Origin of the sequence: Azomonas agilis, from assembly GCF_007830255.1 — a bacterium.
Taxonomy (GTDB): domain Bacteria; phylum Pseudomonadota; class Gammaproteobacteria; order Pseudomonadales; family Pseudomonadaceae; genus Azomonas; species Azomonas agilis.
On record NZ_VLKG01000002.1, the window covers coordinates 110220 to 124188 of the forward strand.

Consider the following 13969-nt stretch of genomic DNA (forward strand, 5'->3'; position numbering starts at 1 on the left):
CGGAAAACACAAATCCTAGACTGATCCTGATTTTTGCTATGCCCATAAGCATTCATTACTAAGCAGCCGCTGGAAAAGGGTAGGGTTAAGAGGTGGTTAAAACTTCAGCCCCAGTTGCGCCAGAAAGCGGCTCTGGGTGTGGCGTTCACTGAGGTTGTCTTGGGGGCCAAGGGTTCGAGCAAACATCATGCGGCCAAATAAATATTTAGTGCTCAGGTTGTAGCTCAGGCCAATATCCTTCAGCTTGGTGCCGTTGCGTTCGCTGGTGTAGCTGGCATCTTCCTGATACACCCGCCCCATATCGAAGAAAATCCCCGCCGCATGCTCGATGCCAAACAGGCTGGGTAAGGAGCGGCGCAGTTCGCCATTGAACAGGTAGCCGCTGTCTTCGCTGATGCCTTCGGGGTAGGACTTCACCCCAGAAGTCCCAGAAATGCTCATTTGTTCGCTGCTGTCTAAATTGCTGCTCAGCGACTTTTGCGCACTGAGGGAAATCAATCCGGTTAAGGTGGGAGTGAGGGCCAAATTGCCCGACCAAGATAGGTTGAGCTTGCTGAAATCGCCCAGAGTGTCCGCGCCAGCTCGATTAAAGGCGCGATCTTCATGGCCTCGTATGTCTAAGCGGCCAAAGCTGATGCCGGCAAACAGGCTGCTGAACAGATCCATGCCGAGCAGGTCGCCAAAGTGATCCTGCTGAACGCCGAAGCGCGCTACCTTGATGCTGCGGGTGGTGGAAGTGTCTAGCTGTTTGATTTCATCCCGTAGGCTCTTTTTGGCTAGATTCAGCGACAGGTATAGGCTGTTTTGCCGGGTACGGATCACAGGATAAGACAAGGTGCCTTCGAAGATTTCTGAGGTGCCGTGGGCGTCCAGATCCGAATATTCTTCCCCCAGCTCATAAGTGGTGCGCGAGGCAGCCAGCGTCATGCGTAAACCATTGGGCAGCAGCGGAAAGGAGTAGGCAATGCGCCCGCTTTCCAGCCCTTGGGATTTGCGTTCTGAGGTCATACCGCTGATGGACAGACCATCGCCAAAGCCTAGTGGGGAGGCAATATCCAGACCGAAGCTCATCCGGTTTTTGCCGGTGTAGCGCGAGCCATGATTGTCGTACATCAGGTAGCCATTGATGAGGTCGCCGGGTTCGACGCTGACCTCAAAGTCCGAGGTACCATACTGTGCACCGGGCGCAATGGTGACGCTGGGCATGCTGGCACCGGGTAGGTCATAGATCAGCAGCATGGCCCGTTCTAGGCCATCACGGGTTACTGCACCGGAGGAGTCCTTAGTTTGCTGGTCTAGGATTTGTTGCAGAAAACGATCACTCACCCGCGATTGGTTAATGAGCTGAATCCTTCCGTACTCCCCCACGATCACCCGAATAGACAGCACACCCTCAGAGGCATCCTGTTTGGGGATGTAGGCTTTGGCCACCAGATAGCCTAGCTTTCGATAGTGTTGGGTAATCTGATTGGCTGCTTCGAGGATTTCTCCCATGCTCAGAGCGCGGTTCTGGTACGGAACCAGTAAGGCCAGAAGTTCTTGTTCATCCACAAATTGGGCGTTTTCTAACCGAAAGGCTTTAACAAATAAGGTTTTGCCTTCAGGTAAGACTAAGGAAGGTTCTTCTTGCAGCAGGATGGGAGCCTGAGGCGGTTGTTTGGGTAAGGGGGGTTTAGGTGGTGCAGAATCGCGAATGGCATCGGCACTGTCGTAATTGGGCAGGCTTTGGGCAAGGCTATAGCCTGAAAATAGGCCGCTCCCCACGAAGATTGCGAGCAAAGTCAGCAGATTGCGGTAGTTCAGGTTCCCTATAAATGTTCTGGATGAATGACTCACAAGTCTGCTGTCCCAATAAAAAATGAAAAAACCATCCCCTGCGCTGTCTGGACGACCGCGCATTCCACCCTTAAGGGTTTGTTGCTCTAGGAAGATTGGATGCCGAGGCGCTTAGGCCTAAGGGCTATCCTGACGGGGAGGTGGTGTGCTGCTGGGTTGAGGATTCATGGTGTTTTCTTCGCTTCAGTTAACACGAGTTCTGTTTGAGCCTCGTACGCTGTGGTGCTTTACCTAATACAAGGTATTAAGCAAGAAAAAGGCCATCATGGGCTATTTCGGTTTTATTTCAGACTATATGTATAGTTTTGTACATATATAAGGAGATTGACTTTCTAGTTCGGTGCTATTGAAATGGTACATTTATGACATTTTGTATTGTTGATGACATAATATGTTTTTATTTATACATAAAATAAAGCCTTCTAACCCAGATAAGCCCAGACTAGAGCGCGGCTGTGTGTAACGCCTGTCTTGTATCCATTGCGTTACTTTAAGTATTGATTCGGATTAAGTCTTAATAGGCTGGCCTGCTTTTTGTATAGCCTTGTATAGCTAAAATTGAGGAATACAAGGAAGCGCTATGGTTTCTGCTTCGTTCGGACGCTGGGAGGGCTGGCAGCTATCGCCCAAGGCTCGCTTGGTTTGGCTGGTTTCAATAGCGCTGTACAGCTTGTCTCCGGTGAGTCTTGCTGCCCCCGTGTTGGGTAATGGTGGCGTGGCCAGCGGTAGTGCGGTCATCAATCAATCGGGATCAGTGACCACCATTGAGCAATCCACGGCTAAAGCCGTCATTAATTGGCAGAGCTTTGGAGTGGCTCCTGCGGAAAGCGTCCAATTCAAGCAACCCAACGCTTCCTCTATTACTCTGAACCGGGTGATCGGTAATGAGCGCAGCGTGATTGAAGGCGCTTTGACTGCGAACGGTCAGGTGTTTTTGATCAACTCCAACGGCGTGCTCTTCAGTCAGGGATCGCGGGTTAATACGGCGGGTTTGGTGGCCAGTACCTTGGATGTGAGCGACTCAGATTTCAATGCTGGAGTCTTTCGGTTCAAGGGTAATGGTACTAAAGGCAGTGTCACTAACCTTGGCAGTTTGAATGCCAGTTCTGGTGGATACATTGCCTTGTTAGGCAGTGAAGTTTCCAACCAAGGGGTAGTGGTGGCCACGCGGGGAACCGTGGCCTTAGGTGCGGGTAGCCAAATTAATCTGCGCTTTGACGGCAATACCTTGCTGGGGATGGACGTAGAACAGGGAGTTTTGGATGCCTTGGTGGAAAACCAACAAGCTATCTATGCCGATGGGGGGCGAGTGATCCTAACCGCCCAAGCCGCCGATGATTTGTTGACCGCCCAAGTAAATAATAAAGGCTTGATTCAGGCCCAAAGCATTGATGACCTACTGGGCGAGGTACAGCTCAATGCGGGTCAAGGAGTGGTCAGTCTGGGTGGAAGCTTGGATATTTCCTCCGGCTCTGGCACGGGCGGCAGTATCAGTGCCCAAGGTCGCCGCTTTGCGCTGGATTCCAACACGCGCCTTTTGGCCAGCAGCCTGACCTTGACCACCCCAGATAGCTTTAGCCTCGGCACTAACACGGCAGACAGCACACTCAGCTTATCCACCGCTGAATTAGCGACAGCCCTGTCTCAACTATCGGTGAATTTAAGTGCTGCCCGTGGAAATCTTGAAGTCAATGCGCCCCTAAGCTGGTCGGCCAATACCCTAGGCTTGTATTCCAATCAAAATATCAACATCAATTCAGTGTTATCGGCTACCGATAAGGCCAGCTTTTTAGCTTCTTGGGGGCCATCTTCCCGTACTGCCGTGGCGAATTACGACGGCTATCAAGCCTTAGTCGATCCTCAGTTTAAAGAGCAGTTGTATAACATCAATATGGCCCTAGAGACGGATGCCGCAGGCCAATATACGGATCGCTTTGTCGGGCGGATTGATTTCAACAGCACAGGCCGTGTGCAACTGGGTGAGACGGGCAAGCTCCAGAGCTATCAGGTGATTAAAACCCTTGATGAGTTACGCACCGTTACAGCGAGCGGAAATTACCTATTAGGGAATGATCTGGACTTGGCCTCGGTCAGCCATTGGACGGCCTTGGCCGATGGTAAAACCTTTAACGGTAATTTCAACGGTTTTGGTCATCTGCTCACCAACCTAAAATCCAGCGGCGATGCTTTGTTTAAGTCGTTAGGGACGGCGCAATACAGCGGCAGCAGTTGGCGGAATACTAAAATCACTGGCCCCTCCATCAGTAATTTGGGCCTGACCGGAGTGGATATTCAGGCTATTGACGCAACGGATAACAGCATTGGCGCTTTGGTTGGCACGTCCAGCGGTATCCTGAACCATGTGTTTGCCAGTGGTCGTATTAATGTCAGCCAATCGCCGATGGCCAGCGGTTATGTGGGGGGTGTGGCGGGCCGTGTGCGTGGATTGGTGCAAAATAGCTACGCCAAGGTGGACATTACCAGCCATAACTATCTGTATGCCGGGGGCTTTGCGGGCCTGATTAATGGCAGCGCCCGCTTGGCCAATAATGCGGCCTTGGGGAATGTCAAAGTCACGGCTGATCCCGGCATGTTTAGCCTGAGTAGCATGATGGCTGCTGGAGGATTTGTTGGCAGCTTTGAGGGCGATACTCTGATTGACTCCTACGCCAGCGGTGCGGTGGAGGGGGGGTGGTATGTGGGCGGTTTCGTCGGTCAGATCGTCACGCCTGGAGTGATTTACCGCAGTCTAGCTACGGGCAGCGTGACTTTGGATGATCGCATCGGCCCTAACTACGATGCTTCCGCCTCCGAGTGGCGCAATACAGGCGCAGCCGGTGGCTTTGTGGGCTACAGCAACGGCACCATTTCGCGCTCTGCTTCTTCCGGTCGTGTGAGTGCTTTGTCCGGTAATACGCTGGCCTTGGGCGGTTTTGCCGGGTACACCAACAGCACCGATATTGCTTTTTCCATCAATAACTTCTGGAATTTAGAAACCAGCGGTATTGCCTTTATCGGGCGTGGCGAGGGTGTAATTCCTGACCACAGCTCCCACCACGGTGAAGGTTGGTCGAGCGGTGGCGGTAGTGAAACTCCGGTGGCGGATGCTTTGGGTTTAACCCCCGCCCAATTGCATCAAGGCGCACAGGGTTTGAGCGCGGATCAGTTTGCCAATGTGCAGCAATATCAGAATGGGCCAACGGGGCAGACAGTTACGCCGACCCCGGCTAATCCTCAGCCCTCGAACCCTTCGGGGCCACAAACTCCGGTTGATCCGGTGGTTCCAGAACCTAATCCCTCTACGCCGGGCAATGGTTCAGGAGGTAGTGGTGGAGGAGGTACTGGTAATGGCGGTGGTACGGGAGGCATTGCCCAAAATCCTCGTGCTCTGTTAGCTACTAACCAAGCCAACCGCATTCGTGAGCGCTATCAGTTAGAACTGGCCCACACCTCAGCGGCCAGTTTTAAAATGGCGGCTTCAGGTATGTCGATGCCACCCGCAGTGCATGAGCACATTCATTTTGACCACGACAAAGGCTTCTCGGCCAATATCCGTAGTATCTCCATCGACGGCGTACAGTTTGATCTGGAAGATGAAGATTCGGCTGATAACCCATAATGGCTTGCTGACGACGGTGTATTCAGCTTTGTAGGTGTTTTTAATGGGTCATTGGGTGCGTTTGCGGGGTTGGATAAATGAGCGACTGGTCGGACGATCCGTAGGTCTGTCCTTATTACTCCTGTTAGTACTGGTCAGCACTTTGGTGGCCTTGGGATCTGGTCGTTATGCGGTGGGTTTTTGGAATACCTTGGAGTTTTTCGGCACGACTTTGGGACTGGCCCAGATGGAGGCCGATCAGTTTGAGCTGCTGTACAGTGTTCTGATTGAAATTCGTTTACCCAGAGTCTTAGCCGCCTTGCTGCTGGGGGCGGCGCTGGCGGCTTCAGGGGCCGCCTTTCAAGGTGTGTTTCGTAATCCCTTGGTGTCACCTAACTTACTCGGTGTGTTGTCCGGCTCGGCCTTTGGTGCGGTGCTGGGTATGCTGCTAGGCGGAGGCTGGTTGGTGGTGCAACTGATGGCCTTTGTCTTCGGTCTGATAGCCGTAGCTTTGGCATTAAGCATTGCCCATACCTTCGGCAAGGGCTCGCTGATCATGTTGGTGCTGGGCGGGATTCTGTCCAGTGCGCTGTTTGCTGCCTTGGTATCCACCCTGAAGTATGTCGCTGATCCCTACAACGAATTGCCGGTAATCACCCTGTGGCTGATGGGCAGTTTGGCCTCGGTGGATTTAGACGAAATCCTTTGGGCCGCCATTCCTATGGGCCTAACTATGCTGCTGCTGTGCCTGTCCGGACGCTGGTTGGATGCCTTGGCAATGGGGGATGATGAAGCTAGAACTCTAGGCGTACCTGTCACCCTAGTACGTTATGGAGTGATTGCGGGCGCGGCCTTGCTCGGAGCATTAACGGTATCTCTAGCCGGAATGATCGGCTGGATCGGTTTAATCGTGCCTCACATTGCGCGGCTAATCTGTGGCCCCAGTCAGTGCCGAGTGTTGCCGGTGTCCATCCTGCTGGGAGCCAGCTTTTTGGTCTGGGCCGACTTACTGGCCCGCAGCCTGACCGACAGTGAAATTCCCATCGGCATTGTGACCGAGCTGCTGGGGATTCCGGTATTTCTGCTGGTGCTGCGTCGGACTCGTAAGAGCTGGGAGTCTTGATGGAGCCACAAGTGCTGTGTGCTAACGGGCTGAGCTTTAAACGCGGCCAACAGACTGTGTTGGAGGGCGTGGATTTATCCCTGTCTTCAGGGGATATGCTGGCACTCTTAGGCGTAAACGGAGCTGGAAAAACTACGCTGCTGCGCTGTCTGCTGGGGTTATTGAACCCTTCTGAGGGGCAGGTGACCTTAGAGGGTAAGGCGCTAAGCGATTGGCCTCGGCATCAACTGGCCCGTCATCTGGCCTATGTGCCCCAAGCCCATGTAGCGCCCTTTCCCTTTAGCGTGCGCGAAGTGGTGGCCTTAGGGCGCTTGCCTCATCAAAGGCTCTTGCAGGCGGAAACCCAAGCCGATGCTGAGGCGGTGGGCTTAGCCCTTGAACAACTAAGCATCACCGCCTTAGCTCAGCGGCCCTATACCGAATTATCAGGCGGGGAACGCCAGCTTACTTTGATTGCCCGTGCCTTAGCGCAGGGCGCGCGGCTGCTGATTATGGATGAGCCGGTCAGTGGGCTGGATTTTGGCCATCAGATACGGTTGCTGCGTCATCTGGAGCGCTTAGCCGCGCAGGGCTATGGCATTCTCCAGACCACCCACTATCCCGACCATGCTTTGGCCTATGCCAACCGGGTGGCCGTTCTGCATCAAGGACGTATCGAAGCGGATGATGTGCCGACCCAAGTGATTACCGTAGAGCGGATTCGTCGTTTATATCAAATAGATGTAGAGATTGTGCCGGTATCCAGTGGACGGCATGCCCTGATTTATTGAGTCACTTAGGTTTGGAGGGATGAGCGTGAGTAGTGTGCAGTCTGTATGGAGATTTTGGGCTTTTAGCGTGGGATTAACCTTGCTGTTGTTGGCCACGTCTGAGGTTATGGCCAAATCCGTGACCGATATGCTGGGGCGAACGGTTGAAGTACCCGATCGGATTGAGCGCGTGGTGGGTGCCGCTCCGCCCATAACTTCCCTGATGTTTGCTTTAGCGCCTGAGGCTTTAGTGGGCTTGAATATGCCCTTTGCCGCAGGTGATGAGCGTTTTATCGGCACTCGGTTGCCTGCATTGCCCGTGGTGGGCGGGATTTTGGGGCACGGGCGGCGCATGCAGCCGGAAAGCATTTTGGAGTTGCGCCCCGACGTGGCACTGGCTTTAACCGGTTCCATTGTGCCCCAAGCCAGTATTGACGAGACAATTCGCCTGTTTAAACAGGTGGGCGTACCGGTGGTATTTGTAACACTCGATACCTTGGCCGATTGGCCGCAAGCTTTCCAATTCGTTGGGCAATTGTTGGGGAAAGAGACGCGAGCTCAGGAGTTAGGCAGTTATATAACGGAGGCCATGGCCCGCGTGACTCAAGCGGTGGCTGATATACCAGAATCCTCACGCAAACGGGTGTATTACGCGCAAGGTCGGGACGGTTTAGCCACGGAGTGCGATACCTCCTTCCATGCCCAAGGGATTCGCTGGGCAGGCGGTTACAATGTGCATCGGTGCCCATCTAGCTCTTACATGGGCATGGAAGCAGTCAGCTTGGAGCAGGTGTTAGCCTACGCTCCTCAAGTCGTTATTGTGCAGGACAACAGCTTCTTGCCTCGTTTTCAGGAGCATGGCCCTTGGCGTAGGTTGCAGGCTCAGGTGCTGACCGTGCCTAAGAGCCCACTCAATTGGTTGGATCGGCCCGCCTCTTTTATGCTGGCTTTGGGCATTCAGTGGCTGACCCATGAACTGTATCCCGAGCGCTTTCCCTTGGATCTAAAAGGCACTACGCAGGCGTTTTATGCCCGATTTTTCGGAGTAACCCTGACGGATGCTGATTTTGATTCCCTGTTTGCCGTGCAGGGTGAAGGTGCAGCGGGTTCGATGCATCAGCACTCGTTACACCACCACGGAGCTGAGTAGGGTTTACGGCGATTAAAGGCTTCGCTGCTTCTGAAATATTTGTCATCTTATTCAAGCGGAAGCAGATGTGCTCCTGTCTTAAGATATGGCAGGCTGTTCATTCGGATTGCAGCATAGGAGCCTTTAGGGTGAATCTGGAAATCTTCTTTTATCTGGTTGCAGGGCTGGTATTGCTGGTCATGGGGGCTGAGGTACTGGTGCGTGGGGCTGCACGTTTAGCCGCCCAGTTTGGCATCTCTCCGCTGGTGATCGGTTTAACAGTGGTGGCTTTTGGAACCAGCGCCCCTGAAACGGCGGTCAGCGTGCAGTCTGCTTGGGCAGGACAGGGCGATTTAGCCATCGGTAATGTGTTAGGCAGTAATATTGCTAATGTGCTGTTGATTTTGGGTACCACGGCGGTAATTACCCCTCTGATCGTATCGCGCCAACTGATTCGGCTGGACGTGCCTTTAATGATCGCCGCTAGCTTGTTGACCTACGGCCTGTCCTTAGATGGGCAACTGAGTCGTTGGGATGGACTGATCCTCTTCACTGGCGTTTTGGGCTACACCTTGTTTTTAGTGGTATCTAGCCGCCGGGAGAATCAGTTACTTGCTGCCAATGATGAATTTGAGCAAGAGTTTGGCTTAGAGGAAGCACCCAGCCCTCAAAGTGGATGGCGCAATGCGGGGTTAGTGGTCGCAGGTTTGGTACTGCTGGTACTGGGCTCGGACTTTTTAGTTTCAGGAGCTACCGCTTTGGCCCGTGCCTTGGGGTTGTCTGAACTGGTGATTGGTTTGACCGTAGTGGCTGTGGGAACCTCACTCCCTGAGTTAGCTACATCAGTGATGGCCGCTATTCGGGGTGAGCGTGATATCGCAGTGGGCAATATTGTAGGCAGCAATATATTCAACCTGCTGTGTGTATTGGGCTTAGCTTCTTTAGTATCACCAACGCCGGTTCAGGTATCGGCTGCTGCCTTGGCGTTTGATTTTCCGGTGATGATTGGTGTGGCTGTAGCCTGCTTGCCGATCTTTTTTGTGGGTTATCGGATCAACCGTTGGGAAGGTTTATTGTTCTTAGGGTATTACTTGGCTTATACGGCTTATCTGATCTTAAACAGCAGTGGACAGCCCCATGCCCAATTGTTACTGCACTCGGTGCTTTGGTATGCCTTGCCGTTGACCGTCATTACTCTGTCTATTTTGGTATGGCGGGCTTGGGGACAGCCCGTTCAGCCTTAAAGCCGCTGTTTATCCAGCAGGCTAATAAAAGCCCGTGCCGCGTTGGAGAGGGTGCGCCCCGTGTGCAGGATGTAGCCCAGTTGCCGCTGAAGTTGAATCTCTGGCAAGGGTAAACGCACCACCTGCTCGTCCAACATGGTGCGCGGCAAGATGCTCCACGCCAGCCCAATTGACACCAGCATCTTGATGGTTTCCAGATAGTTAGTGCTCATGCTGATGTGGGGTTTGAGCTGCTGTTGCTCAAACAGGCGGCGCACAATGTGGTGGGTAAAGGTGTTTTCTCCCGGAAATACCGCCGGATAAGGAGCCACATCCGCCAGCGCCACCTGAGTATGGCGTGCCAGCGGATGACCGGGTGCCGCGACAAAATCCAGCGGATCTTCCCAAATTTGAAACGCTTGTATGGGCGCTGTGGTTTCGGGTGCTAGGGTAATGACCGCCAGCTCTGCCTGACCGTGTAAGACCTCCTCGTAGGCGATTTCAGAATCCAGAAAATGAATGTCCAAGGTTACCTGTGGGTATGCTTGGGTGAAGCTGCGGAGCAGGGGCGGCAGACGGTGCAAGCCAATATGGTGACTGGTGGCCAAGGTTAAACGCCCGCTGATATCTCCCTGAAGATTGGTCAGGGCGCGGCGGGTATCGTCCAACACCTGCAAAATTTGGTAGGCACGAGGCAACAAAGCCTGACCGGCTTCGGTCAAGCGAATGTCTCGGCCCAGACGATCAAAAAGCCGCACAGACAACTGCTGCTCCAGCGCCGCGATACGTTTACTGATGGCTGGTTGGGTTAAATGTAAGCGTTCACCGGCTTGGGAAAAGCTGCCGGTTTCAACCACGGTGATAAAGGCATTTAAACTGGCCAAATCCAAGGGTATTCATTCCTGATGAGAATCCATTAGATAAAAAATATGAATTTGAGTTATCTCTGGCAAGCCTCTAGCATCCCATCCTCAGCCTAAAAAACGACGAAACGCGCTGATGAGGACAGTCTGATGACCGGCAAAACGCTCTATGACAAACTGTGGGACATGCACGAAGTAAAGCGGCGGGATGATGGTTCGTCGCTGATCTACATCGACCGCCAAATTCTGCACGAAGTAACCTCGCCCCAAGCCTTCGAGGGTTTGCGTTTGGCCCATCGCCAACCTTGGCGTATTGATGCCAACATCGCCACCCCAGATCATAACGTGCCCACCAGCCCTGACCGCAAAGGCGGCGTAGGCACCATTGCCGATGAAGTATCCCGTCTGCAAGTACAGACGCTGGACGAGAACTGCGACCACTTCGGCATCCTTGAATTCAAAATGAACGACGTGCGCCAAGGTATTGTGCACGTGGTCGGCCCAGAGCAGGGCGCAACCCTGCCGGGTATGACCGTGGTCTGTGGCGACTCCCATACCTCAACCCACGGCGCTTTTGGTGCCTTGGCCCACGGTATCGGCACCTCGGAAGTGGAGCATGTGTTGGCGACCCAGTGTCTGGTAGCCAAGAAAATGAAAAACATGCAGGTATTGGTGGAAGGCCAACTGCCCGTCGGCGTGACGGCTAAAGACATCGTACTCGCTGTGATTGGCAAGATCGGCACCGCAGGTGGCACCGGCCATGCGCTGGAATTTGCCGGTAGTGCCATTCGTGACCTGTCCATGGAAGGCCGCATGACCCTGTGCAATATGGCCATTGAAGCCGGTGCGCGGGTAGGTATGGTGGCGGTGGATCAAAAAACCATCGACTACGTGAAGGGCCGTCCCTTTGCGCCCAAAGCCGAAGATTGGGAAGCTGCCGTTGCTCAGTGGCGCGGGCTGGTATCCGATCCCGATGCCCAATTCGATACCGTTATTGAGCTGAAGGCCGAAGACATCAAACCCCAAGTGACTTGGGGCACCTCGCCCGAAATGGTACTGCCGGTGGATGCCAGCGTGCCTGATCCTGCTCTGGAGGCCGATGCCGTGAAGCGTGACTCCATTGAGCGCGCACTGAAATACATGGGCTTGGGTGCGAATCAAGCCATTACCAGCATCAAGCTGGATCGCGTGTTTATCGGCTCCTGCACCAACTCGCGGATTGAAGATTTGCGCGAGGCGGCAGCCGTGGCTAAAGGCCGCAAAGTAGCCGCCACGGTGAAGCAAGCCTTGGTGGTGCCGGGCTCAGGTCTGGTGAAGGCTGAAGCCGAAGCCGAAGGTTTGGACAAAATCTTCATTGAGGCTGGTTTTGAATGGCGCGAACCCGGTTGCTCCATGTGTCTGGCTATGAACCCAGACAAGCTGGAAAACGGCGAGCATTGTGCCTCCACCTCCAACCGCAACTTTGAAGGCCGTCAAGGCGCGGGTGGCCGTACCCATCTGGTCAGCCCCGGTATGGCGGCGGCGGCGGCGGTCATGGGTCACTTTGTTGATGTGCGCGAACTGCTGAACTGAGGAGCGAACGGATGAAACCCTTTACCCAACACACTGGATTGGTCGCTCCGCTGGATCGTGCCAACGTCGATACCGACCAGATCATTCCCAAGCAATTTCTCAAATCCATCAAGCGCAGCGGCTTTGGCCAAAACCTCTTTGATGAGTGGCGCTATCTGGATGAAGGCCAGCCGGGGCAAGATTGCAGCAATCGTCCGCTGAATAAGGATTTTATCCTCAACCAGCCGCGTTATCAGGGAGCCAGCGTTTTACTGGCACGGGAGAACTTTGGCTGTGGTTCCAGCCGTGAGCATGCACCTTGGGCGCTGGAAGAGTACGGTTTCCGTACCATCATCGCGCCGAGCTTTGCCGATATCTTCTTCAACAACAGCTTTAAAAACGGTCTGCTGCCTATCATCCTTAAGGAAAAGGAAGTCGATGCCCTGTTTCAGCAGGCTTTGGCGACCGAAGGCTATCAATTGACCGTGGATTTAGCCTCCCAAACAGTGACACGCCCCGATGGTATCCAATACCCTTTCGAGGTAGATGCCTTCCGTAAGCATTGTCTGCTCAACGGACTGGACGATATCGGTTTGACGTTGCAGGATGCGCAGGCTATCAAAGCCTTTGAGGCGCGGCACAAGCAAAACAGCCCTTGGTTGTTTGGCGCAATTAAATCATCTTGAGTGATAAGCCCAGCTCCAGCAACGGAGGCTGGGCTTGTCCTTTGTTACCTAAAGGATCGTTTTTTCATGACCAACACTGTGACCAAGCAGATTCTGGTCCTCCCCGGTGATGGCATCGGCCCAGAAATTATGGCTGAAGCTCTGAAAGTGCTGCGTTTAGCCATCGACAAATTCCAGTTGGGACTAGAATTGGTGTTTGACGAGCTAGGCGGTGCGGCCATTGATAAGTACGGCGTGCCCTTGGCCGACGATACGCTGGCCAAAGCCAAAAAAGCCCACGCTGTGCTGCTCGGTGCTGTAGGTGGCCCGCGTTGGGATACCTTAGAGCGCAGTATTCGCCCTGAGCGCGGTCTGCTGAAAATTCGCTCCGAGTTGGGTCTGTTTGGCAACTTACGTCCAGCGATTCTCTACCCGCAACTGGCTTCGGCTTCCAGTCTCAAGCCGGAAGTGGTGTCCGGTCTGGATATCCTGATCGTGCGTGAGCTGACCGGCGGTATTTACTTCGGCCCGCGCGAAACCAAAGTGTTAGACAATGGCGAGCGCCGTGCCCAGGACACCTTGCCCTACAGCGAAAGCGAAATTCGCCGTATTGCCAAGGTCGGTTTTGAAATGGCCATGCTGCGCAACAAGCGCCTGTGCTCGGTAGACAAGGCCAACGTACTCGAGTCCAGCCAACTGTGGCGTGAAATCGTCGAGCAAGTGGCCAAGGATTACCCCGAGGTGGAGCTGTCCCATATGTATGTGGACAACGCCGCCATGCAGTTAGTACGCGCACCTAAGCAATTTGATGTCATCGTGACCGACAATATGTTCGGCGACATTCTGTCCGACGAAGCCTCTATGCTCACCGGCTCCATCGGTATGCTGCCTTCAGCTTCCTTGGATGCTAACGGCAAAGGCATGTACGAGCCTTGCCACGGCTCCGCGCCAGACATCGCCGGTAAAGGCATCGCCAACCCGCTGGCCACTATTTTGTCGGTGTCCATGATGCTGCGTTACACCTTTGCTCAGCCGGAAGCCGCTAGCGCCATTGAGCAAGCGGTGAGCGATGTGCTGGATCAAAACCTGCGTACCGCTGATATTTGGCTGGAAGGCATGCATAAAGTGGGCACCCGTGAAATGGGTGATGCGGTAGTCGCTGCGCTGGCGAAGTTGTAATCTTCCTTAACCCACACCCCCTAGGGTGTGGGCTTCTTTTTCAAAAATAAGGT

Annotated in this window: 10 protein-coding genes; 8 read left to right on the forward strand and 2 right to left on the reverse strand. The window is 53.8% G+C overall.

From position 1 onward, the window contains the following. Window positions 1–96: 96 nt before the first annotated feature. Window positions 97–1836: a ShlB/FhaC/HecB family hemolysin secretion/activation protein gene (locus tag LX59_RS02845; protein ID WP_170234324.1), complete on the reverse strand. Its 1740-nt coding sequence runs from the start codon at window positions 1834–1836 to the stop codon at window positions 97–99. Between the two features lie 580 nt (window positions 1837–2416). Between LX59_RS02845 and LX59_RS02850 the strand changes: the two genes are divergently transcribed. From LX59_RS02850 to LX59_RS02870, 5 genes are all read left to right on the forward strand, one after another. After that, window positions 2417–5455, forward strand: coding sequence for a two-partner secretion domain-containing protein (locus LX59_RS02850; protein WP_144570342.1), 3039 nt, complete (start codon window positions 2417–2419; stop codon window positions 5453–5455). 43 nt (window positions 5456–5498) lie between these two features. Beyond that, window positions 5499–6557 (forward strand): FecCD family ABC transporter permease, encoded by a 1059-nt coding sequence (locus LX59_RS02855; protein ID WP_144570343.1) that lies wholly within the window; start codon window positions 5499–5501, stop codon window positions 6555–6557. After that, on the forward strand, window positions 6557–7327 hold the full coding sequence (locus LX59_RS02860; RefSeq protein WP_144570344.1) for an ABC transporter ATP-binding protein: 771 nt from the start codon (window positions 6557–6559) through the stop codon (window positions 7325–7327). The genes LX59_RS02855 and LX59_RS02860 overlap by 1 nt, the downstream gene beginning before the upstream one ends. 25 nt (window positions 7328–7352) lie before the next feature. Continuing rightward, window positions 7353–8456 carry an ABC transporter substrate-binding protein gene (locus tag LX59_RS02865; RefSeq protein WP_170234325.1) on the forward strand — a complete coding sequence of 368 codons (1104 nt, stop codon included), beginning with the start codon at window positions 7353–7355 and terminating at the stop codon, window positions 8454–8456. A gap of 128 nt (window positions 8457–8584) precedes the next feature. Further along, entirely contained in the window at window positions 8585–9679 is a 1095-nt protein-coding gene (locus LX59_RS02870) for a calcium/sodium antiporter (RefSeq protein ID WP_281284831.1), read from the forward strand. On the opposite strand, the gene LX59_RS02875 is transcribed toward LX59_RS02870, so the two are convergent. After that, the gene (locus LX59_RS02875) at window positions 9676–10548 is read right to left on the reverse strand and encodes a LysR family transcriptional regulator (protein WP_144570347.1); all 873 of its coding nucleotides are present in this window, start codon (window positions 10546–10548) and stop codon (window positions 9676–9678) included. The two genes, LX59_RS02870 and LX59_RS02875, sit on opposite strands and share 4 nt — an antisense overlap. 123 nt (window positions 10549–10671) lie before the next feature. On the opposite strand from LX59_RS02875, the gene leuC reads away from it, so the two are divergent. The 3 genes from leuC (at window position 10672) to leuB (ending at window position 13916) form a co-directional block, all read left to right on the forward strand. Next, window positions 10672–12093 carry a 3-isopropylmalate dehydratase large subunit gene (gene leuC / locus LX59_RS02880; protein WP_144570348.1) on the forward strand — a complete coding sequence of 474 codons (1422 nt, stop codon included), beginning with the start codon at window positions 10672–10674 and terminating at the stop codon, window positions 12091–12093. 11 nt (window positions 12094–12104) lie between these two features. Then, window positions 12105–12758 (forward strand): 3-isopropylmalate dehydratase small subunit, encoded by a 654-nt coding sequence (leuD, locus tag LX59_RS02885; protein WP_144570349.1) that lies wholly within the window; start codon window positions 12105–12107, stop codon window positions 12756–12758. Window positions 12759–12836: 78 nt separating this feature from the next. Then, a complete protein-coding gene (gene leuB / locus LX59_RS02890) occupies window positions 12837–13916 on the forward strand; it encodes a 3-isopropylmalate dehydrogenase (protein ID WP_144570669.1) in 1080 nt (359 codons plus the stop codon). Window positions 13917–13969 lie beyond the last annotated feature (53 nt).

Excerpts from the sequence above, each read along its gene's own strand:
- LX59_RS02850 (WP_144570342.1), top strand. The coding sequence starts at position 2,417 with ATGGTTTCTGCTTCGTTCGGACGCTGGGAGGGCTGGCAGCTATCGCCC.
- LX59_RS02855 (WP_144570343.1), top strand. The coding sequence starts at position 5,499 with ATGGGTCATTGGGTGCGTTTGCGGGGTTGGATAAATGAGCGACTGGTC.
- LX59_RS02860 (WP_144570344.1), top strand. The coding sequence starts at position 6,557 with ATGGAGCCACAAGTGCTGTGTGCTAACGGGCTGAGCTTTAAACGCGGC.
- leuC (WP_144570348.1), top strand. The coding sequence starts at position 10,672 with ATGACCGGCAAAACGCTCTATGACAAACTGTGGGACATGCACGAAGTA.
- leuD (WP_144570349.1), top strand. The coding sequence starts at position 12,105 with ATGAAACCCTTTACCCAACACACTGGATTGGTCGCTCCGCTGGATCGT.